Origin of the sequence: Eudoraea algarum, from assembly GCF_050589645.1 — a bacterium.
GTDB lineage: Bacteria > Bacteroidota > Bacteroidia > Flavobacteriales > Flavobacteriaceae > JBNGOQ01.
In genome coordinates, this window is the sequence record NZ_JBNGOQ010000005.1 from 494,630 (window position 1) to 518,443 (window position 23,814).

Annotated in this window: 16 protein-coding genes; 7 read left to right on the forward strand and 9 right to left on the reverse strand. The window is 44.8% G+C overall.

The features are described 5' to 3' along the window. The first annotated feature begins 1 nt into the window (after position 1). The 7 genes from ACRD67_RS20450 (at position 2) to ACRD67_RS20480 (ending at position 9,014) form a co-directional block, all read left to right on the forward strand. Positions 2-793 carry a (Fe-S)-binding protein gene (locus ACRD67_RS20450; protein ID WP_430969153.1) on the forward strand — a complete coding sequence of 264 codons (792 nt, stop codon included), beginning with the start codon at positions 2-4 and terminating at the stop codon, positions 791-793. A gap of 119 nt (positions 794-912) precedes the next feature. Continuing rightward, the gene (locus tag ACRD67_RS20455) at positions 913-1,395 is read left to right on the forward strand and encodes an ABC transporter ATPase (protein ID WP_430969154.1); all 483 of its coding nucleotides are present in this window, start codon (positions 913-915) and stop codon (positions 1,393-1,395) included. 102 nt (positions 1,396-1,497) lie between these two features. Further along, positions 1,498-4,413 (forward strand): serine hydrolase domain-containing protein, encoded by a 2,916-nt coding sequence (locus ACRD67_RS20460; protein ID WP_430969155.1) that lies wholly within the window; start codon positions 1,498-1,500, stop codon positions 4,411-4,413. A gap of 39 nt (positions 4,414-4,452) precedes the next feature. Continuing rightward, positions 4,453-5,595, forward strand: a complete 1,143-nt coding sequence (gene bshA, locus ACRD67_RS20465; protein WP_430969156.1) for an N-acetyl-alpha-D-glucosaminyl L-malate synthase BshA — start codon at positions 4,453-4,455, stop codon at positions 5,593-5,595. Positions 5,596-5,604: 9 nt separating this feature from the next. Continuing rightward, on the forward strand, positions 5,605-6,066 hold the full coding sequence (locus tag ACRD67_RS20470) for a hypothetical protein (RefSeq protein WP_430969157.1): 462 nt from the start codon (positions 5,605-5,607) through the stop codon (positions 6,064-6,066). Between the two features lie 327 nt (positions 6,067-6,393). Next, on the forward strand, positions 6,394-7,659 hold the full coding sequence (locus ACRD67_RS20475; protein WP_430969158.1) for a GNAT family N-acetyltransferase: 1,266 nt from the start codon (positions 6,394-6,396) through the stop codon (positions 7,657-7,659). A gap of 179 nt (positions 7,660-7,838) precedes the next feature. Beyond that, positions 7,839-9,014 carry an OmpA family protein gene (locus ACRD67_RS20480; RefSeq protein WP_430969159.1) on the forward strand — a complete coding sequence of 392 codons (1,176 nt, stop codon included), beginning with the start codon at positions 7,839-7,841 and terminating at the stop codon, positions 9,012-9,014. A gap of 14 nt (positions 9,015-9,028) precedes the next feature. Here ACRD67_RS20480 and ACRD67_RS20485 read toward each other — a convergent pair whose 3' ends face one another. From ACRD67_RS20485 to ACRD67_RS20525, 9 genes are all read right to left on the reverse strand, one after another. Continuing rightward, positions 9,029-10,210 carry a GNAT family N-acetyltransferase gene (locus ACRD67_RS20485; RefSeq protein WP_430969160.1) on the reverse strand — a complete coding sequence of 394 codons (1,182 nt, stop codon included), beginning with the start codon at positions 10,208-10,210 and terminating at the stop codon, positions 9,029-9,031. Between the two features lie 34 nt (positions 10,211-10,244). Beyond that, the gene (locus tag ACRD67_RS20490; protein ID WP_430969161.1) at positions 10,245-11,444 is read right to left on the reverse strand and encodes a GNAT family N-acetyltransferase; all 1,200 of its coding nucleotides are present in this window, start codon (positions 11,442-11,444) and stop codon (positions 10,245-10,247) included. Between the two features lie 66 nt (positions 11,445-11,510). After that, complete coding sequence (locus ACRD67_RS20495; protein ID WP_430969162.1) at positions 11,511-12,674, reverse strand: GNAT family N-acetyltransferase; 1,164 nt, start codon at positions 12,672-12,674, stop codon at positions 11,511-11,513. Then, positions 12,667-13,893: a GNAT family N-acetyltransferase gene (locus tag ACRD67_RS20500; RefSeq protein ID WP_430969163.1), complete on the reverse strand. Its 1,227-nt coding sequence runs from the start codon at positions 13,891-13,893 to the stop codon at positions 12,667-12,669. The genes ACRD67_RS20495 and ACRD67_RS20500 overlap by 8 nt, the downstream gene beginning before the upstream one ends. A 51-nt stretch (positions 13,894-13,944) precedes the next feature. Next, positions 13,945-14,934 carry a GNAT family N-acetyltransferase gene (locus ACRD67_RS20505; protein ID WP_430969164.1) on the reverse strand — a complete coding sequence of 330 codons (990 nt, stop codon included), beginning with the start codon at positions 14,932-14,934 and terminating at the stop codon, positions 13,945-13,947. 151 nt (positions 14,935-15,085) lie between these two features. Continuing rightward, the gene (locus ACRD67_RS20510; protein ID WP_430969165.1) at positions 15,086-16,042 is read right to left on the reverse strand and encodes a hypothetical protein; all 957 of its coding nucleotides are present in this window, start codon (positions 16,040-16,042) and stop codon (positions 15,086-15,088) included. A gap of 3 nt (positions 16,043-16,045) precedes the next feature. Continuing rightward, on the reverse strand, positions 16,046-17,407 hold the full coding sequence (locus ACRD67_RS20515) for an MBOAT family O-acyltransferase (protein WP_430969166.1): 1,362 nt from the start codon (positions 17,405-17,407) through the stop codon (positions 16,046-16,048). A 265-nt stretch (positions 17,408-17,672) separates the two neighbouring features. Continuing rightward, on the reverse strand, positions 17,673-23,084 hold the full coding sequence (locus ACRD67_RS20520; RefSeq protein WP_430969167.1) for a Calx-beta domain-containing protein: 5,412 nt from the start codon (positions 23,082-23,084) through the stop codon (positions 17,673-17,675). 283 nt (positions 23,085-23,367) lie between these two features. Next, positions 23,368-23,814: T9SS type A sorting domain-containing protein (locus ACRD67_RS20525; RefSeq protein ID WP_430969168.1), on the reverse strand; the 447-nt coding region annotated here is incomplete at its 5' end.

Genomic DNA, 23,814 nt, shown 5'->3' on the forward strand with positions numbered 1-23,814 from the left:
TATGAGTAGTGAACTAAAGGTGCCTACAATGGCCGAACTTTTTGCAGCTGGCCAACAACCCGAAGTACTGTTTTGGGTAGGCTGTGCGGGAAGTTTTGACGATAGGGCAAAGAAGATTACCAAAGCCTTTGTAAAACTGTTGCATCGGGCCAAGGTAAGTTTTGCTGTCTTGGGAACGGAAGAGAGCTGTAGCGGGGATCCCGCCAAGCGTGCCGGGAATGAATTCCTTTTTCAGATGCAAGCGGTTACCAACATTGAGGTGATGAACGCCTATGCCGTCAAAAAAGTGGTCACGGCCTGCCCACATTGCTTCAATACCATCAAAAATGAATATCCGGGCCTGGGAGGCAACTATGAAGTGGTACACCACACCCAGTTCCTGAAGCAGCTGGTAGCCGATGGAAGGATACGTTTGGAAGGTGGACGCTTTAAAGGAAAACGTATTACCTACCACGACCCCTGTTATTTGGGTAGGGCCAACGACATTTACGAAGCGCCCAGGGAACTGATCAAAAAACTCGATGCCGAATTGGTCGAGATGAAAAATTGCAGGAAGAAAGGTTTGTGCTGCGGGGCCGGTGGAGCCCAAATGTTCAAAGAGCCCGAAAAGGGGGACAAGGACATTAATGTAGAACGCACAGAACAGGCTTTGGAGACCCGTCCCGAAGTTATTGCAGCCGCTTGCCCATTCTGCAATACCATGATGACCGATGGCGTTAAAAACAAGGAAAAAGAAGCCGCTGTGGCCGTAATGGATATTGCCGAACTCTTGGCGCAGGCCGAAGATTTGTAGTTTTGTAAAGGCGTAAGGACCACAATTGGGTCCTCACAGGCCCCGCCTAAAAAAAGTGGGCAGAACAACCCGTTGAAGGGTGAAACGATTTATGAACAATACCCCGTAAACCTATACAAATGTTAGTGGATTTCAAAAGCTTACCAAATACCTCACGTGTCTGGATCTATCAGGCCAGTCGAAGTTTTTCCGAGGAAGAATTACAAGAACTTAAACAGGAATTGGACCAGTTTATAGAAGCATGGACGGCCCATGGCAGTGAACTTAAGGCGGGCTATGACCTGAAGTACAAGCGTTTTATCACCATAGGACTCGATCAGGAACACGCTGGCGCCTCGGGTTGCTCCATAGATGCTTCTGTCCATTTCATACAGGCACTCGAAAAAAAATATAAGATGAATCTCCTTGATAAAATGAATGTTTCCTATAAACAAGGAGATTATATAGCGTATAAGCCCTTGGCCGATTTCAAAAAGATGGCGAGACAAAAGGCGGTCTCCAAAAACACCATTGTTTTTAATAATCTGGTCGCCAACAAGGAGGAATATCTATCGCATTGGGAAGTACCCGCATCGGAGAGCTGGCACGGGCGCTTTATGTAGGTTTTATCGATAAAATCGTGACAGAGGGCCCAGTTTTATTGCAAAACTCGACCAAATACAATATTTTTTGCTGTTTTAAGTTACTACGATAGATTATTTTTTATGCGATTTAGCTCCCTAGCTTCTCTACTTTTTTTCATTTCCCTTTATGTGGTCAATGGACAATCGGGTCCACTTGTAACGACAGATAGTCTTGCGCAGCAGGCATGGGTAGATACCACTTACGATGGGATGTCCATGGAGGAGAAGGTAGGACAACTGTTCATGGTGAGCGTAGCTTCGGAGCAGAACCACACCGCCACGGACCGGATCAAAACCCTAATTGAGGAGCATAAAATAGGAGGGGTAATTTTTTCCCGGGGAGGACCTCTACGGCAGGCCAAGCTTACCAATTCCTATCAGGCGGCCTCCAAAACCCCCTTGTTGATCGGTATGGATGCTGAATGGGGACTGGCCATGCGCTTGGATTCAACCTATGCTTTTCCTTGGAATATGACCTTGGGGGCCATCAAGGACACGGCGGTAATAGCCAAGGTAGGACGTCAAATAGGAGAACACGCCAAACGCCTGGGAGTTCACATCAATTTTGCGCCGGACATCGATATTAATATTAATCCCCAAAATCCCATCATCGGAAATCGATCCTTCGGGGAGGACCGGCGAAATGTGGCCCAAAAGGGCATAGCCCTTATGAAGGGGATGGAAAGCGTTGGTGTACTGACAAGCGGAAAACACTTTCCAGGTCATGGGGATACCGCTGTGGACTCGCATAAGGCCCTTCCAGTAATCGACTTTACCAAGGAACGCCTGGATAGTATTGAACTGTTTCCGTATAGGGAATTGATAAAAGAAGGCCTTAGCAGCGTAATGGTGGCACATCTTAACGTACCAAGCCTGGAACAGGGAGAACAACACCCTTCCTCTTTGTCAGAAGCCATTATAACCAAGCTTTTAAAACAGGAAATGGGATTTAAGGGTCTCGTGTTCACCGATGCCCTGAACATGAAAGGGGTATCGGAATTTGCGGAGGACGGGGAAGTGGCACTGACCGCGTTCCTTGCCGGGAACGATATGTTGTTGATGCCCAAGGATGTCCACAAGGCGAAAATGGCCCTGCTCAAGGCAGTTGAAAACAAAATCATTTCGGAAAACCGCTTGTCCGCTTCCGTCAAAAAAATACTCAAGGCCAAGTATAAGGCGGGACTGCACCGGTATGCCCCTGTAAAACTAACACAGCTCTACGAAGATCTTAACACCTTGGAAAATGATCTGGTGTACGAGGAGGCCATTGAAAATGCGCTTACCGTGGTGAAGAACAATTTTTCCCTCTTACCCATCAAAAAACTGGAAAATAAAAAAATTGCCTATGTGAAATTCGGGGATTCAGATCATATGCCCTTTTTACATGAATTGCGCAAATACGCTTCGGTCACCCAGGTTCAAGCCAAGAATATCGCCTTGCTAAAAAGCAAATTGTCCGATTATAACCTGGTGATCATCGGCCACCATAAAAGCAATGAGAGTCCATGGAAATCGTTCAAATTTTCTGAGGACGAGCAGTTTTGGCTCCAGGAAGTTGCGCGGCAAAGAAGTTCCAATGTTATCCTAACACTTTTTACAAAACCGTATGCGCTCTTGGACGTAAGCTCCTTTCAAAATATTGATGGTGTGGTCGTTGCCTACCAGAACAGTGCCTTGGCCCAGCGCAAGGCGGCCCAAATGTTGTTTGGGGCCATTCCGGCCAAAGGGGTCTTGCCCGTAACCGCCAACCCACAATTCCCGGTAAACACTTCGGTCGTATTGGATTCCCTGTCCAGATTGGGATATAGCTATCCGGAGCGGGTAGGAATGAGTTCCGAGAGATTGAGGTTAGTGGATACCTTGGTCCAAAACGGCTTGGATTCCCTTATGTACCCAGGTGCCCAGGTACTTATTGCAAGAAAAGGAAAGGTAATTTACAACAAGGGCTTTGGCAAGCCCACTTATGATGCCGAGACAAACATTAGTCCGGATCATATGTACGATCTGGCTTCCCTGACCAAAATTTTGGCGACCCTACCCATGATCATGCGCATGGAAGAGGAAGGTAAAATAGCCCTAAATACCACCTTTCAGGAGTTGATACCTGCCTACGCCGATACGGAACTCAAGGATGTTACCGTGCTAAAGGCGTTGTCCCACTATGGCAGACTGCCTGCTTGGATTGCCTTTTACGTAGATACCTTGGACAAGAGAAGAAAACCCTCGAGCGAATTCTATAGAAACAGTCCCTCGGACGGTTTTTCCATTAAGGTTACCGATCAGTTATATCTTTCCAATGCCTACCAGGATTCCATATATAACAGAATTGGAAGACAAGACCTCAAATCCAACAGGTACCGCTACAGTGATGTGGCCTATTATGTCTTTAAAAAATACATAGAGGGAATCTATAAGACCCGTTTGGACAAATTAACGGAGGATTATCTCTACAGACGGCTGGGTGCGGTCAAGACGGCTTACAATCCCTTGGAACGGTTTTCCCGGGAGCATATTGTTCCCTCGGAAGTGGATACGTATTTTAGATATCAGACGGTACAGGGTTATGTACACGATATGGGTGCTGCCATGCAAGGTGGCGTAGGTGGACATGCCGGACTCTTCAGCAATGCCAACGATGTGGCCAAAATAATGCAAATGTACCTTCAGGAAGGTTTTTATGGAGGGGAACGCTTCTTTGACGGCCGTACGATCAAGAAATTCAACACCTGCTATTTCTGCCATAAAAATGTAAGACGAGGGGTTGGTTTTGACAAACCGCAATTGGAGGAAAAAGGGCCTACCTGTGGATGTGTATCCCGAAAGAGTTTTGGGCATAGTGGTTTTACCGGTACGTATACCTGGGCCGATCCGGAAGAGGAAATTGTTTATGTATTTCTCTCGAACAGGACCTTCCCCTCCGCAACCAATACACTTTTAGTTAAATCTGGGTTAAGAACGAGGATTCAGAGCGCCATTTACGATGCCATTATAAATTAAATGGTAGTTTTGTAAGCAACAAACCAGGAATATTGTTTGATGAAAATAGCCATTGTATGTTATCCCACCTTTGGTGGTAGCGGCGTTGTAGCTACGGAATTGGGCATCGCCCTGGCCAATAGGGGCCATGAAGTACATTTTATCACCTACCGTCAGCCTGTGCGATTGGAACTGCTGAGCAATAAGATCCATTTTCACGAGGTCCACGTGCCCGAATATCCTTTGTTCCACTACCAACCCTATGAACTTGCCCTATCGAGCAAACTGGTAGACACCATCAAGTTCTTTGGGATAGAACTCCTGCACGTGCACTATGCCATCCCCCACGCTTATGCGGGATATATGGCCAAGAAAATTTTGGAAGAGGAAGGGATTTATATCCCTATGATTACCACCTTGCACGGTACAGATATCACCCTGGTGGGCAAACATCCCTTTTACAAGCCCGCAGTAACCTTTAGCATCAACAAATCGGACGTAGTGACGGCCGTATCGGAAAACCTAAAGGAAAACACCCTGAAATTGTTCCATATCAAGAACGATATCGAAGTTATCCCTAATTTTATTGACCGTACCAAGTACCGTCCAGATTTTACGGATTGCCAACGCACTTTGATGGCCAATGATGACGAACGCATCATCACCCATATCAGTAATTTTAGAAAGGTAAAGCGGATTCCCGATGTGATTCAGATTTTTTACAAGGTATTGCAGGAGATTCCGGCCAAGTTGATCATGGTAGGGGAAGGCCCTGAGAAGGAACATGCCGAGTTTTTATGTGAAAAGCTGGGTATTAAGGAGAAGGTGGTCTTTTTGGGCAACAGCAACGAAATAGATAGGATTCTTTGTTTTAGTGACCTTTTTGTCCTACCGTCCGAATCCGAGAGTTTTGGTTTGGCGGCCCTGGAGGCCATGATCAACAAAGTAGCTGTCATTTCGAGCAATACAGGAGGTATCCCTGAGGTCAACAAACATGGGGTCACCGGATTTTTGAGCGATGTGGGCGACATAGAGGAAATGGCCGAAAATGCCTTAAAAATTCTTCGAGATGAGGATGTCATGGAGGAATTTAAAGAAAATGCGGCCAGAGTTGCTTCCAAATTTGATATCTTGAACATTCTGCCCTTGTACGAAGCGGTTTATGAAAAAGCCTATAAGACCAATTATAAAAACTTTTATTGACCCATATCCATGAAACAGTTTTTGTTGAGTTTGATCGTATTGTTGGGAATGGCCTGTAAAAGCTCCAAGGAGCGCGCGCAAAATACTACGGGCCAGGAGGTGGAGTCAGACAGCTTAACCTTGGTCTTTCAGGATGACTACAGCGGTATTAGTGCCCCGCAGTTTATGGTCATCAAAGGGGCCAAGGAGCTACAAGGCCTGTTTTCAAAAATTAACAGGACAAGAAAACCGGGCATTCCCGTGCCCGAGGTAGATTTCGCAAAGGATCTTTTGGTCGTATACTGCAGTGGTGAAACAAGCACCAATACCTCGACCAGCCTACGCACCGGAAAGGAGACAGGGGATACGGTACTGGTAGAGCTCGTGGAGCAGGTAGACCCCGAAGCCGCATCTATCACGGTGGTCACCACCCCCATATGCATCTATAAGATGCCACTTACCCCCAAAACCGTTACTTTGAACGAAAGGTAGGGCAGATCATTGTAATGATTTGGCCTCTATAACGATTATTCATACGCCTCAAGGCACTTTGTTGGTATAACCTAGGACTAAATGTAATTTTAGTAATAGGGTGCTGTTGTCATTGACCTATTTTATTGGTTCGATACACAGATTACCAAAGTAGGAAACAGATTTTTTGTCCACATGGTGGGCCAGCCGATTGCGATGATGATCCCAGCTAAGATTTTGGCATGGAGGGTCAAGGTATCCGAACGATCAATAGACGGCCACTTGTATATTGCGTGGGGACTCGTCCTTAATTAAGGGCCATATGAATTCGAATAATCGAAGCTATACATGATGATTGAAATGATTGAAGAAAACAATCCATTTACCTCCCAAACCTTCGTAAATACTTGGTTAAAGTATTATAACGAATCAAGGTCTGGGTTAAAATTCGATTTTTTTGAGGGGTTGGAATTCATTAAAAACAAAGGCCTTCCATTGTATAGCAACGTTGGGAGTGATATGACCAACGGACTTTTTTACACCCTTTATGGGGATAAGGTCAAAAAGCCCGGGAACAGGGTATTCCTGGTTCATGACGTACCTTCCTATTTTGCGATTCCCGAGTTTGGTAAGCGAGGATCACTCCAATTAAAAAAAATAAACCAGTACCGGGGGTACATGATAGACCTAACGAAGTATAAAGATATTGATGGGTTTTTGGCAGAAAAGCTTCCTGCTAAGGAACGGAGCAAATATAGGAGAAGATTAAGCGGGTTGACATCCAGTTTTGATGTCGATTTTACCTTGTATCACGGATCTATCGAAAGAGATACCTATGACATGGTTTTTGATACTTTTAAAGCCCTGCTCAAAAAACGGTATTTATCAAAAAAAATCGATTACCATGTGCTGAAAAAATGGAACTATTACCGAGATCTGGTCTATCCCATGATACATGCAAAAGAAGCCTCCTTAATGGTGGTTTATGAAAATTCCGAGCCTATCGGAATTAGCCTACACTTTCATACAGATACTATATTTATAGGGGCTATCACGGTGTATGACATAGATTACTACAAATTTTCCGTAGGCAAAATAATGATCATAAAACTGATCGAGTGGTGTTTGGAGAAAAAATTTGAGGTGTTTGATTTTTCCAAAGGCCATTTTGATTATAAAGAAAAATTGAGTGACATCACCTATGTATTTGATTACCATATCCTCTATTATCCTAAAAACTTGGTTTCGAACGCCATAGCAACCGGTTTGGGCTGGTACTATAGGTTAAAGCAATATTTGAGGGTGAAAAATGTCAACCTACTGTACCGAAGAGTACTTTTTCTATTACACCCAGGTGAAAACCACAAGGGAAAGAGCGGTTTGGTTTATCGGATTATGGATGATAAGTCCGAAGTTTCTATAAAAGATGCCATTTCCATTGATTTCCGAAAGAGCGAGTTTCGTTTTTTAAAGATCATCATTAATAATTTTCTCTATATACACCGGGAACATATCAATGATATTGCGGTTTTTAGACAAGGTACACAGCTATACCAGATTAGGGGCAAGCGCGAAACTCAATGGGTTGCAATTGAAAAAGAAATCCGAGGTTAGCCGTTTACAGGTAACCGGCACTGAAAACCAAAAGAAATTGTTCCCGGGTATATGGCACAGGGGTTTTAAACCCACTTTATGCGCTATATCGAATATTACCGCACTTTAAAGCAAATTATATCCCTTCCTTTTGATTTGCAGTAACTTAGCTCAAATTATTGGTCCCAAAATCAAAAACCATGAATGCCTATAAGTCGAACCTACTTGTGGTGGCCTTTTTTGCCCTGCACTGTACTTTCTCCCAAAATAACACATCCAGTACCCGGGACAGCATTGTCAAAAGCGCATGGACTGTTGGATTGGGGTTCAATGCCGTAGATGATTCGGCAACGCCTTTTGGACGGACCTTTTTGGACATAAAAAGCACTTGGAACATTGTTCCATTCCCTTCGGTTCTTAGCTTGGGCAGGACATTCAATAATGGTTTTGGCCTTGTTTTGATAGGTTCCTACAACCGCTATAAAACAGGTAAGATCGTGGATGGGGCCATCAATGCGGCTCCCAGGAACTATTACGCTATTGATGGAAAAATAAACTATGACCTAAACCGTCTAGTGGGGGAAACGGCTTGGTTTGATCCCTACCTAAGCGTGGGGGGCGGGTATTCAAAAATTGGGACCCTTGGTCGGGCCACCGCCAATGCCGGTTTTGGTTTTAATATTTGGTTTACGGATCGATGGGGATTAAACCTGAATACCATGGGCAAGTGGGGACTTCCCGAAGGTAGCACAAAGCAGCTACAGCATGTAGCAGGCGTGGTCCATAGATTTGGAATCAAAAAGGACATCTCCAAAAAAGGCCGCGAGCAATTGGCACTTCGTCAAACCCTTGAAGACCAACAGCAACGCACAAAGGATTCATTGGATCAAGTGAGGAGGACAAAAGAGGCCGAAGCCTTGGCGGCCCAACTGGAACGCGAACGTGAAATGGAAAGATTGGCCGCTTTGGAGCAGCGGAAAAAGGACGAGAAAGTGCTAAGAAGGAAAAATATAGCAGATCAAATCCGGGCTCTTGGGGCGGTCCATTTCGATTTGAACTCCTCGTATCTATCCCAGGAAGATAAGAAGCTTTTGGATAAGCTGGTTCTCATCCTTAAAAACAACCCTACAGTGGCCCTAAAAGTGAGTGCACATACGGACTCCAGGGGTTCGGCGAAATACAATCTGTGGCTTTCCGAGCGCAGGGTGATACGAACGGTGAAATACCTGATTGCCAAGGGCATTGATACCACACGTTTAACGCACGAGGCCTTGGGTGAGACCCATTTGAGCAATGACTGTACGGATCATGTCTATTGTCCGGAGGAAAAGCATAGGGCAAACCGCAGGTCTGAGTTTAGGGTGGTGGGATACTAGGGGCAAGGCAAGCCTTAACCCGGTTCGGGAAATACCACCCTTGCATGGTTTTTTTGTCCGCTGATCAGAAAAACGCCTGGTTGGTTCCCTAAGCGAAAGAGGGAAACGTTCCCGATATTTTCCGTATGGGAGTATAAAAAATCGTATACCATTTTCTTTTTCAAAGGTATTCCGGGCTCATTGATGCTTACAGCTACCTTATCGGTATAGGCCTCAATATCTTCCACTTTGTGTAACTCATACTGTGGCCCAACCGGTCCTTTCCCGGGGAATATGTTTTGCAGGACGATGCCAAGCCGATAACCCATTTCATTTACTTTTTTGGATTTTAGATACTCCTTTATCCGAACCCGAAAAATCTCCAATTGGCCGTACAACAAGGAGGAAATAGAGTCTTGGTGGTACATGACGTGATGTTCATACGCATAGACTAGATTGCACCACCTACGTTTGTAATCCATACCGCCCACGCCCATTTCGAAAAGCAGGTAATCGTTGGCTATGCACCATTGCACCTGCTTGTAAATCTCAACATGGCCCAGACCAAATTTTGAGTAATCGATGTCGTAAGAGGATAAAGCGCTAAAAAGAATGCGTTCAAAGTGATAGTTTAAGGAAACCTCGATAGGCTTGTTACCGTCGTAAATAACGAATAGGGAGGCCTTTTTAGCCAGAATCTGCTCGTAGGTATCCCTAAGTATAAGATTCCATTGATAGAGCTCCTTATGGGTTTCCTTGCGCTGCCCGAACCTTCGGACAATCATGGCATGCAAGGTCTCCATGATGAATCTGTATTCCTCAGAGGAGATAGTGCCGTGGAAGAGTTTGTACTGAATGGGGAAGCAGGCCTCCAATCGATTGACATACCGTCTAATAATGCTTCGATACTTCGATTTGAACTGTTGCTCCAGATAGTGATCTATGTTTTCCCCTTTCATTTGAATGGCATAGCCCCAATTGTAGTGGGAAATTGTTTTGGTGCGCAGGGAGGAATCCTTGAGTGCTAGCTTGAAATAATCCGGGACCAGTCTAATGGAATAGACACTTTTCCTAAGTTGTGGATCCATAGGCGAGTGGCCGGCGGTACTTTCACAATACTGATCAAAATATTCAAGTCGGGCATAGTAGTCGTAAATATCACCGCTCCTAAAGAGCAGGGTGAAAAACCTGGTATACAACTTGTTCAACAACCTCATTTTAAATTCGTTTTTTCCCCATGCCCATTCCCGTTTACGACAAAAGGAGCGAAGCGTTCGCGTTTTTGCCCTTAAAGTAGAATTTGTTCCGATGTTTGGGGTGCCCCAATACGGTCACCGCCTGTTTGGATTCATGATTGGTATATAAAAAATCATACAGTGGCTTGCGTAGAAAAGCGTTCGCTTCCTCGCTAAGATCTATAGGGGTCAAATCTTCAGTTGAAGGTATTTCAATCTTTTGGTTTAAAACAAAAGAAGGCGGTATTTTTTGGGATTGCCCTTTGTCCTGGCGATATAGCAAGCGAACCAATGCCCCATACGCAATATGCAAGTTCATCTTTCGAAGGGCACGTAGCAACCAGAATAGCACCTTGGTCTTAAGGGCAATGAGATAGCCCTGTAACCTTAGGTAAAGGGAGCTGGAATCGTAAAAAATGTGCCGCTGATACAGATATCGGGTGTTTACCCATTTTCGTTTATGTATAAAATCCCCTCGCCCGGCATCAAAAACTTTTAGGCCGTGCTCAAAACACCAGTCGAGGTGTGTTACCATATCAATGTTTCCCAGACTAAAGGCCGAATAGTCAATATCGTAACAGCTATTGCACGAAAAAAGGGTATGACCATAGATAAAGTTAATGCTGATGTTTATGGGGCGCGCACCGTCATATATGACAAACATGCTCCCTTTTTTGTCCAAGATCGCGCGATATAATATCTGCTGATAAACCGGTAAAAAGGGAAGTTCAAAACTTTGTTCCCTTTTCTGTGCAAAACGACGTTTGATCATCGTTTCCAATTCGGCAAAGAGGAAATCGTATACCTCCTTTTCCATTTCCCCGTAATACATCCGATAATCGGGGGAAATACATTGGTCCAGTCTTTTTTTATACCTTCTTAATTTGGATCGGCTCCGTTTTCCAAAGGTGTGCTGAAGATAATCTTCCGTATGTTCATAGGCTCTTAGGTCGATTAAAAAACCGTAGGTCAGAGGGGCTTTCAAAATTTTGACCCTACCGCCATGCGCCGGTTCCATTTGTAAAAAATCGGGGACGTCGAACAGGGAACGAAGCGTCTTTTTAAAGAAGCGGTTCTCCGGGGCGGTTCGTTTGTACAATACCTGTTGGGTAAGGCTATTGACCACTCCTTCATAAAAAAAGAGATCGGACCGTAATCCAATTAAAAATTCCAAAAAACTCTCTCGGTCAACGGTATTGTTTTCTTTTTGACCCACCTAATTTATCGCGTTAATGACTTTTAACAAAAATACTATTTATTACCAGATGCTCTGGTATGAAATTTACCGCCTATGCACACAAAAATCACCCTTACTTTCTTTACATTTTGTCACCCTAACATCCTCCCGGCGACAATTGTTGCAGTACAGGTAGTCGTAAACCGCTTCCCGTACAAAGGCGTATTCCCCTGCTTCTATTTGAATGACATCGCAATTTTTGGCGCCGTTTGAGCATTCAACAAGCGCGCCCACAAATTTGGTAGGTCTGTTGCGCTTTGATTGTATGGATCTCCCGTACCGATAGGTTTTGTACCTTTTGTATACCTTATCCAATTTTACACGCCTGCCGAGTTTTACCAAACGATAGAATAGCAGCAGTTTTAATTTTATGTAGTAGGCGCCCAGATAGGTAGGGAGCGAATTACGACCGTAAATTACAAGATGCCTGTAATTATAGGCTTCTGTAATCCATTTTTTTTTGTGATAGTAATACCCTTTAAGCAAGTCTATAATCTCAAAACCCTGATCAAAGCCCCATTCAATGTTTTTGACCATATCTATGGAGCCCAGACCAAATTTGCCGTAATCAATGTCATAGGAGGTGATCAGCGAATAGATAATCTTTTCATAATGCATATTGAGTCTAATGCTGATAGGCTTTTTGTCGTCATATATAACGCACAGACTCGCCCGCTTTTCAAGAATTAAAGGATAGACCGTGTCCTGGAAATAGTCCAGGTATTGCAAATCGTAGTTGTGCTCCCTTTTTTGAAAAAAACGTCTTTCGATCAAGACCCTAAGTTGGGCGAACAGCCGATTATATTCCGTTTTTTGTATACTTCCGTAGTACGTTTGGTACCGGATGGGAAAACAGGTTTCCAGTTTTCTTTGATATCTCCTTAGCTTGGAACGCCCGGAAGCGCTTACTCTGCTATTTAGGTATGCATCGCAGTCGGCATAGGCGTGCAATTGAATGGTATACCCTTGATAGGTGGGGATACTTACCATATGGGACTTGTTGTTTAAATCCGGGATTTCAAGATCTAAATAGCCGGGAACGTCCCGGACAAAAAAAGTGGCTTTGGAGGGTATTTCGGGTTGTTCCTGGCCTTGACAATAGATGACCTTGCCCGTAATGGTGTTGGTGACCTTACGGCAGAATGGGGACAAGTCTCCTTTAGAAAGCAAGGCATCCAGAAAAATAATCCTACGTATACCTCTACCCATTTTTTTGCTTTGTATTGAATGCCCTATCAAATGTAAGCCTTTGTGCCCCGTTTTTTCCGAGAACAAGATATGAGTTGTCTACATTGGGCGTCCTGATAACCTCAATGTGCCTGCGGTGCTCCTTATAGGTGTATAAAAAATCATATACAGGTTTTCTTAAAAAAGAAAACTCCTGGCGCTCCCAGGGGACGGTGATGCGTGACTCCGGTGGTGGAACCTCCTTCGCTACCGCTACCTGTATCGAGTTGTCATATGCGGTTGTGCTGTTGTGGGTTAGCCTATATTTCAAGGCTTTGTACCTATGGTAGATGAGATGAATCTTGACTCTCTTAAGGAAACGTACCAGACTGTAAAACCCTCTGATCTTTAGATAGAGCACTCTTGCATAAAGTCTTTTGGAAAGAGATGCTGAAGGACATACAATATACCTTTGAAAGTAATATTCACCGTCGGTCCATTTGCTTTTGTAACTGTATTCGCCCTTTAGGAAGTCAAAGACCTCAAAGCCGTTGTCAAAACACCATTGGAGCATGTTTTTTAGATCCAAAAACCCTAGGGAAAATTTGGAATAGTCCGTATCATGCGATTTCATATACCCAAAGATGATCTTGTCATGAATGAGATTTAAACTCATGCTTATAGGTCTCTGGTCGTCATAGATTACGGATAAACACGCTTTTTTATCCTGGATCAACGGATAGGCCATTTCCCGGTACTTGTCCCAATGCGGAATATCCTCATTTTGGGTGGCCTTTTCTTGAAAACGTCTATCGAGCATGTGATAGAACGCATCGAAAAGGCGCTCAAAGGTCTCCTTTTCCATGGGACCGTAGAAGAACCGACCAGTGATGTTAAAGGAAGTTTGGATCCGTCTTTCATAGGAAGCCAGTTGGGCCCTTCTTTTGGCCGAAAACCTTTTTTTCAGGTAATCTTCCAGATCCAGGTAGTTGGCCAGGTGAATGGTAGATCCCTTATAGGCATTTGCTATATAGGTTTTTGTATCCGGGCCAAGGCCAGGGGTGGCTTTCAGGTAACTGGGAACATCAAAAATCAGTAGGGTTTTTTCCCCTGGAGTACCCTCATATTCCAATGGACGTTCAAAGATGGTACGGTTTACCAAGGTATTGCCAACTTTTTTAAATAGGGGAGCCAGGTCTCTTCTTTCCAGAAAAACGTTCAAAAAGTCGATTACTAAGTGTTTCCTCAAAAGAAGGGCCATATACGTTTGGTTTTTTCCTTTTGCTCGCCGTTTTCCGGGCCTAAAGCTGTTTTAATCACCACTTGGGCCAATTTCACTTGCGACAAACTGTTTCTTCAGTTTTTTTGCCTTCCAGGGATATATGAAACGTTCAAGGCTAAACAGCTTACCTATGACCTGTTTATCCCTCAGAAATTGCATCAAGCGCAGCTTGTAAGTCACAAAGGTGGTGATAGCAACCGATAGGACCGAGCTTGATCGATAAAATATATGATAATTTAGGAGATAGGAGTGATTGCACCATTTTAATTTATACGGGTTGGCACCCATGGACAGGTCAAAGACCTGCATCCCGTTTTCAAAACACCATTCCAGATGCCGTAACATGCTAACATCGCCCATGTTGTATTGGCGATAGTTTAGATCATAGGTCTGGATATGGCTAAAAACAACATCGCCCATGTGAAAATTCAGGGTAATCGTGATGGGCCGTAAATTATCATAGATTACAAATATCGAAGCTTTTTTTTCCAAGAGCAAGGGATATGTGGATCGATACAAGGCTTCCCAACGCTCTAGATGCCGATTGTATAGTTTTTTTTCATCGAACCGTTTTTTCAACAGCTCGTAAAAAGTTTCGAAAAGTGCATCGTACTCCACTCGGGTTATTTCCCCAAAGAACACCTGGTAGGTAACATCCTTTTCCCTTTCCAATTTATGTATTTTGGAAAATAAATTCTTTCTATTTCGTTTACTCAGCTGGGCAAGCAGATACTCATCGATCTGATGGTATTGGTTAAGTTTTACCAAATATCCTTGATATTGCGGAACTATTTTCTTTTGGAGCGGGAGCTTTTCAAGGTCGTATTCCACCTCCAAATAATCCCCGACATCCTGCACCAGGTACACTTGGGGACTAGCCAACCCAATCGTGTATGTATGTGGCATTAGCGTAGTACCTGTAATACTGTTTACCACCCTGGGTTTATAAAAAAAGGGCACCTTTCCTTCCAAGAAAAGTTCGAAAACGAAGCGGGAATGATGGGTGAGGGGGATTAACATTTGGTTATACTTACAGTTTCTGCATACCTAGTGCTCCAGGATTCCCCGGAAGGTGGGTCGGTATTGGTTGTCCTAAAATTAACATTTGTTTTTAAATTCTCGTTATCATTTGTCTTGTCACTGGTTCTCCACGATGGACAAGGCGTAATTTTTAATTATTTTGCTCCTTTAGGTATGCCCGGATGTCCCCTCCAAGCCGCTTGGAGAATTCCACTGCACTACGGGAAACGAGGTGCGAACCGTCATAGGTTTTATACGCGTGCGGTTGCTTTGTATAGTCAAAGAAAGGCACCTTATGGGCTATGGAAATACTATCCATCTGTTCGGAAAAATTGCTCCAATAGGCATTCTCCAGAGCGATAATATCCGGATCCGAAGGCAGGCGTACCATAAGGACAGTCCCTCTTTCCTTCAAAAAAGTCAAGGTCTTTACAAAATGCCTGATTCTATAGGCGGAGATTTTTTCCTTTTTCATGATTTGTTCGTAGCCCCTTAAGGTAAGGGATTTCCAGTGTTTCATGTCGGCCTCGGAGATTTCGCTTTCTTCCGTGTAAACCTTAATTTCATTCCATCCATTGGGATGGGTGACCTGATTTTCAAAGAGATTGTTTCTATTGTAAACGGCATATAAGGACTGCGCATAGCACTTTACGATATAGTTGTAATTAGGGTTGGAATGGAAATCACTCAGTTTTCCCATAATCATTTTTTTATCCATCTTGAGAATAGCGTCGTCATCCATTTTACCTGGTATCGTAAAACCACCAGGGGAGAGGGTCAAAATGAAAAGACCATCTTCGGTATTTTCCCCAATTTTTTTTGCTATGCCTTCCAGATAGATTTCACCATAGGGGGACTGATATTTATCAAAAGCAAAATTAATGAGGGGACGGGCCATAGGAAAACTGTCCAGTTCGTCCGCTATCACATCCGGAGAAATGCCATCATGACCTCTGGATAGGCCTATGATCAAGCTCTCTGCCCTTTGTGTAAACTTTGGGTAATATACATCCACATAGCCCTGCGAAAGCTGGTGAACCACAAAAAAATAGGTCCCGATAAAGAGGAGGATAAAAAACGATAGTTTCAGATAAAAGTTTTTCCCCATACCCTAGAATTGAAAGTAAATAAAGGTTTGTTGCCTGTTCAGGGCAAAAAATACAATGATCAGGATATAGGTAATATAAATGGTCCATCTCAAGGGGGTGGACTTGTGCACGACCAGTTCATCGATCCTGTGGTTTCCTTTGGTATAGTGTACGGCCTGGACCCCAAGGATAAGCAAGAACGACAAGAAGAGTTCAAAATAGTTGTTCAATATGTTCACGTGTAGATTGGTAATCGTGAACATGTGTTCCAAATAGTACCATGCGGCTTCTATAGAGGGCGACCTAAAGAAAATCAGGGAAATGACCAAATACCCCATAACGATAATCCATCCAAGGACGCCGACCACCTTTTTGGACAGCCCCAATTTGGCTATGATCTTTTTTCGAAACCCGTTAGTGGCCACTTCCAGGATGAGCAATAGCCCGTTAAGCATTCCCCAGACCACAAAGGTCCAATTGGCCCCATGCCAAAGGCCGATTACGAAAAAGACCAGAAACACGGCCAGGAGTCTCGACATTTTAAGGGTCACTTTAAGCGGACGATAGAGATAGTCCAGCATCCATCGCGTCAGGGAAATATGCCAACGATTCCAAAATTGCATGGCCGAGGTCGCAAAAAATGGCCTGTTGAAATTTTGCATCAGGTCGTACCCCATCGTTCTAGCGGCTCCGATAGCAATGGCAGTATAGGCCGAAAAGTCGTAATATATCTGGAAGCCAAAAAAGATTGCACTTAACACCAAGGGTAATCCGTGATAAAGTTCGGGATCGGAATAGGCTTCGTCTACATAGAGCCCCAATCTATCGGCGACCACAATTTTTAAAAAGAACCCCCAAGCCATAAAAATGAGGCCTTTCCTGATATTCCCCAAATCGAGGTGAATGCGCTTTTTTAGTTGGGGCAGCAAGCGATTGGCCCGTTCAATGGGGCCGGCGACCAATTGCGGGAAAAACGCGACGTAGAGGGCGAAGGTTCCGAAGTGTCGCTCCGGTTTAATGTTCCCCCGATATACTTCGATGGAATACCCCAAGGTCTGGAAGGTGTAAAAACTAATGCCTACCGGGAGCAGAATCTGTTCAAACTGATAGGCACTGTCCGGATCTGATTCGGGCAAACCGAAAAAACCTAAAACACCTTGGAAGGAAGCAGTGAAAAAACCGAGATACTTAAATACGAACAGGATGCCAATATTGACCGAGATACTTGTTGCCAGGTACAGCTTTTTTAGCTGTTGACCTGCTTCCCACATACCAAGACCACAAAAATAGTCCACCACTGTTGAAAGCAGCAACAAAAGTACCAACGAGGGCTCGGCGGCCATGTAGAAATAATAGCTGCCCAAAAGGAGCCATATCCATCGCATCCTATGTGGGACAAGGTAAAAGCCTAACAGGATTAACGGAAAAAAAAATAGAAATTCAAACGAGTTGAACAGCATCACCAAGTTTTGTAACCAGCCGTGGAACTTAGAGGCTTTGTGGAAACAAACATAAATGAATTTTAAACAATTCTATGGAAAATAGGTCGAAATGACAAAAAAATGGTTGTGTTATACCTACCATGGCATAGGGCCATGACAAAGCGGACAAAACGCTTAAGAACAAGATCTGGATTTACACCCAAACCCGCTATTTGGCAACCACAAAACGTTTTTGCACGGATTCTCCCAAAACCGGGTTTTCCATGGTTAGGAGGTAGGTGCCGTTGGATAGGATATCCAATGCTTGCCAAGTATAGGTGTTGTCCACCACTTCCACCTGTTGTTCCAACATTAACTGCCCGGACATATTGTACAATGCTAGGAAAAAGGTGCCGTTGCTCAACCCGTCAATGGTCAGGTCCGTGTCGGTACTTCTGAAGGGCACAGGGTAAAGCACCACGGAACGATCTTGAATGGTACCTTGGGCTGTAACCTCCAAATTGGCAAGGGCGCCGGTTTCCACCGATCCTATTCCCACCAAAAATATCTCATCCTCTTCCCTTTGGTCATCCTGTACCAGAGCGACCTCCAGAATAGTTTCGGTCTCCCCGGCCAGCAGGGTAACTTCTTGGATGGAACTTGTATCGTAATCCCCGTCTGTTGTGGTCTGGTTGGTAAATTCAGGGGTAAAGCGTATATCCTCTGTGGATGGTTTATCCAAAGTCACCACAAAACGCAGTACATCCCCTTCAATACCTTCGGCATCCGATATGCTTATGCTTGGTGGTGCATCCGGAGCGTCGTCGTTGTCGAGTAGGGTAACCGTCCCTCGATCCTTGGAGATGGATACGGCCCCATTTGTTATATTGTCGAGGTCTACGAAAAAAACTTCCGTGTCCTCCAAAAGAACATCGTCTATGGTGCCCAGCGTTATTTCCTGTTGCTCACCGGAGGTTCCATTAAAGCTAAGTGTCCCGCTGTTCGCGTCGTAATCGGACCCCGCCAATGCAGAGTCGTCCACCGTTGCGTAGTCCACGCTAAACCCGCCAGAGGCGCTGTTGGTAAGCGTCACCGTCAAGATTACGGCTTGTCCTTCGGTTACGGAGACATCGTCAATGCGAAGCGATGGTCCGGTAGTGTCATTGTCTGTTAGTGTAACCGTGGCCTGTGGATCGGGTAAGGTTACAGGGGCACCGGCCACATTGCTTAAGGTCACAAAAAATTGCTCAACACTTTCGGTATTACTATCATCAATGGTACTAATGGTTATTTGCTGTGTTTCCCCGGCCGTTCCGGCAAAACTCAAAGACCCCGAGTTTGCCGTGTAATCGGATCCGGATTGGGCCGTATTGTTTGCTGTAGCATAATCCACTGTAAATCCGCTGGCAACATCCCTATCCAAGGTAACGGTTAAAATGGCGTTTTCCCCTTCGGTAACGGAAACATTGTTAAGGGTAAGGGATGCGGTATCATTATCTTCAATAGTAGCTAAACCTTGCCCGTCTTGTATGATAATTGCCTCGCCGGTAAGGTTGGACAGGTTCATATAGAACTGCTCTGTTTGTTCTGCCAGGGTATCGTCTGTAGTACCCACGTTGATGGTTTGGATTTCACCAGAAAAACCCGAAAAATTTAAGGTTCCATTGGTGTTGGCAAAGTCGGACCCGGCGATTGCTGTACTATTGGACGTAGCATAGTCAACGCTGAAACCGCTGCTAACGGAATTGGTTAGAGTAACCGAAAAGACCACGGCTTCACCTTCCGTAACCGTTGGGTCACTGATTGTGATGCTTGCTGTATCATTGTCGGTAATCGTACCCCTTCCTTGAGCTCCGGAGATATTTACCGTGGCGCCTACCAAATTGCTGATATTCACAAAAAACTGCTCTGTATCCTCAACGGTACTGTCATCGGTGATATTGATGCTTATTTGCTGTGTTTCCCCTGCCGTACCATTAAAGGTAAGCGTGCCGGTTGCCGCCTCGTAGTCCGAGGGCTCAACCGCGCTGTCATCGGCGGTGGAATAATCTATGGTGAATCCGCTACCTGCGTCATTGGTCAAGGTCACCATAAATATGGCGGTACCCCCTGTTTCCATTACGGACACATTGTTGACGAAGATGTTGGCAGAATCGCCGTCATTCAGGGTTGCGGTTCCCTGGGCATCAGCCAGTGTTACTCCCGAGGTGGGGTTGCTGAGGTTCACAAAAAATTGTTCGTTGCTCTCCACTAGTGCATCATCCAGTGTTGCAATGGTAAGTTGTTGGGTTTCCCCGGCGCTTCCCATAAAGTTGATACTGCCATTCTGGGAGGTGAAATCTAGCCCGGCAAGGGCGGTATCTTCCTGGGTGGCATAGTCTACGCTAAAGCCTCCATCGACCGCATTGTTTAGGGAAATGGTAAAAACGGCGTCACCTCCTTCGAGCAAGACCACGTCATCAATCGATATGGAAGCGGAATCATTGTCGTTGATCGTTGCCGCACCTTGGGTATCGCTAAGGGTTATTGAAGCTGATAGTGTACCGGCGATATTACTGAGATTTACAAAAAACTGCTCATCCACTTCCACCACCAGGTCATCAACAGTTGAAATGCTCAGCTGCCTGGTTTCCCCGGCTGTTCCTGAGAACGACACGGTCCCCGATTCTGAAAGGTAGTCCGATCCCGCATTGGCAGCATCGTCCTGGGTGACATAATCCACAGAAAACCCGCCATCTACCGCATTGGTAAGGCTGATACTAAAGGTTGCATTACCACCTTCCGTTACCGTTATGTCGTTGATCGATAGTGCCGAGGTATCGGTATCGGTAATGCTGATGGTCCCTTGTCCGTCCGAAATGTCGACCGAAGCACCGACTACGTTTTCGATATTTACAAAGAACTGCTCTTCGCTCTCTACGATTAAATCGTCAATGGTACCAATGGTAATTTGCTGCGTTTCCCCGGCAAGGCCATTGAAATTTAGGGTTCCACTATCCGCTGTATAATCCGCTCCACTGGTAGCGGTGCTGTTTTGTGTACTGAAATCTATGCTGAAGGGAGCAGCGGTAGCATCGTCGAGCGTCACCACCAATACCGCATCGGAGCCTTCCGAAACGGTAACATTGTTTATGGAAATGATCGAAGCTACATCGTTATCCGTTATGGTGGCTGTAGCCGTGGGGTCATCAATCGTTATTGCCTCGCTGGGATTGCTCAGGGTTAGCGTGAATTGCTCATTGTTCTCTACAAAAGCGTCATCCAAGGTAGTAATGGTAATCGTCTGATCTTCACCAGCACTTCCGCTAAACGTTAGGGTTCCCGAGTCTGTGGTGTAATCGGATCCGTCCAAGGCGGAACCATCGGACGTGGCAAAATCCACCGTAAAACCTCCGGGAACTTCCTTGTCCAAGCTTACCGTAAAAATAGCATCATCACCTTCCGATATGGTAATATCAGCGATGGAAATACTGGGTGGATTGTCGTTGTCGGTGATGGTAACCACCCCCTGGCTATCCGCGATGGTTACACTAGCCGTAGCATTGCTCAGGTTTACAAAAAAAAACTCATCGTTTTCCGAATCCGTGTCATCCGTAGTGCTAATGGTAATTTGTTGCTGTTCACCAGCTGTACCGCTGAAGGTGAGCGTACCGGTATCGGCCGTGTAATCTGTTCCATCTTCTGCGGTATCGTCTTGGGTGGCATAGTCTACGGTAAAACCTCCCGATACTGCTGTGTCCAAGGTAACCGTTAAGGTTGCCTGGCCACCTTCTGCCACGGTAACATTGTCTATTGAAATACTAGCACCATCCGCTTGCGTATTCTCTATTAGTGCTAACCAATCGCTTGATGTATTGTTGGGTGGAGTGCCTATATTTTTGTTACCGCCGGTAGCCACTACGCTAGTTATGGATCCATTTTGCAATGAACCCCCACTTCTGGGATCATACCATCTTATAGTATAGGTATCCCCCGAGTTTCCCAAGTCTATTGAATTTGAGACACTTGCATCTGGTGTATACACTACATAAACATCATTTATCTTTGCGAAGCAATAGGCTTCGGGATCTGTAACCAAGGTATCATCACCCGCCATCTCAGTAAAAGGAAGATGGGTGTTGAAAAAATCCAAAGCATGTTTGGCATCGTCCCATTTTACGTCTCTACTTCTCCAGTCCGCTCCGTCCAAATCCTTGACGCCAGTACTAGCACCGAAATAGTATTCTACACCCCAACCTCCGGCCATAAGCGTGCCATAGAGGATTTCGTCACGCACGGTTTCCCTGTTATCCGGAACTGTTCCACGATCTCCTGAATAAGTCGCATCTGTGGCAACTCCAACGGTGGGAAGGCCTTGTTCGTCATTCGCAACCACCCACTGTTTCCCTGCCGCGGCCGAGGCATCTATCCATTGTTTTATTTCATCATGCGTCAGAACATCCTGAATTTGTAGGGATACCCCAGTCATTTCCGAGGCACTTCCCAAGAGAGGCGTATACTTTAATATTTGGTCGTTAGGTTTGGTATGTAGTACTATTAAATGATCATAGGGGTCTATATCCCTGATATATTGCATCATATCTACCACCTGTGCCGTGGTTTGGGTATTTTCCTCGCCTATATTCCAATTCAGGGCAAGATGATGGCCAAAACGGGCTATGAGCTCTCGGCAATATAACTTTCTAGTAGTGCCCAAAGCCCCACCATCCATCAGTTGATCATTCTCTTCTTCCTGCAATTTGAAGTGTAGGAACATTCCCTTTTCTTGCCCATGAAGAAACACAATCTCCCATTGCGCCAACTTGGAGACGTCATAGCGGCGACGTTCATCTATATCATTGGCCGTATTATCAAAAACATCGAGATACCCACCTTTCCAAGGCCAAACATCCTTACCATCTCCTAAAACATTCATGGGAAGAAAAGAAAAGGAATTCATGCCTTTGCCGGATAAATAATTGATTGCTCCAATCAAATTTCTTCCTTTTGTCCCTTGCCATTGGGGATCACCAGATACCCAATCTCCGCTATGGGCCGACCAGTCATAGAAAGCTGTGGTATTGTCAAAATCCGAAAAAGCCAATAAATTTTCCGGAGAATCTGCCCCAGCCTTCAGAAAAGCCTCTCCGGTTTCCGTAAATTTAGGGTACCGCGTTCCGTCATACATCAGTCTTCCTTTTGCCCTAAGATCTATTCCCGTTTTGTCATTTCCTGTAACGGTAAAATTTCCAGATTGTCCATCAATGGAACCCGCGCTACCATCTGATGGAGAAGCGGGATAGGTCACGGCAACGTTGGAACCTTCCCTAAAGGAGGCTGAAAAGGTCCATACACCTGTCTCATTTGGAGAAAAATTTACTTGCCATTTGTTGCCACTGGTTGCACTCGTTTCTGCTGCATTTCCATCTGCAGCGAAATAACCGGGCACTACATAGGTTTGAGCGCTGGGGCTTATAAATGTAACATCGAGTCTTCTATCAAGGAAGGGGTTGGGTGTTCCATCTTCATTGTAAGTACTGTCATCAGTAAATTCTATGGTGATTTTGTGCCATTTTTTTTGTTCACCGCTTACAACTGGACTCTGTCCTTCTACCAAAAAAAGCGATAGTAGGGTAAGGACCAAAAAAAAGGATCGAAGCATAAGATTGGGGTTTGGTTTTACTCAATTACAGGTACATACGTACAAATAACCGCATTTAGACGATGAAAAAGTGAAAATTATCGAATATTTGCCCATTTATTACGTATTTACGTACACTTATGCTATAAAAACTCCACTTATGCCCCCAATATTGTATTGCTAACTAGTTTTCAAGGGTATAGGTCCCCATTACGGTTTCCTATACCCTTGATTCTTATTTTATTCGGATTTACGGTTCAGCTAAAATTCTGTAATCCGCAATGTATTTTCCGGCTGCTCCATTTTAATTGTTTACAACAATCTTTTGCATTTTCACCACGCCCTTGACGTTCGTAGTCTTAAGTACGTATGTGCCGTTTTCCAATCCGATTAAGGACAAACGATAACTTCCGTTGGCTACTTTGATTTTTTCCGCATTCCTGCTTTTGATCAGTCGACCACTAAAATCGTACAAACTAATGTCCTCAAGATTACTGGAAGATCTGCTTGTGGTTATATACAACTCTATCGAGGCCGGGTTAGGATAGATACGAACCTCATCATTTACGATTAGATTATCATCGAGTAAAGCATCTGTTTGTAGGGCTAGAATAGGTTCAGAATTCCCACTGGAACGGGCTGAAGAACTTCCTCCTCCAACAGATTGGGCCCCAAGAACTTCAATGGCGTTGACCAAGGGGTTTTCCACGACATGCCCGAAGGCGATGTTGAGCACGCCGTCGCTCACCGT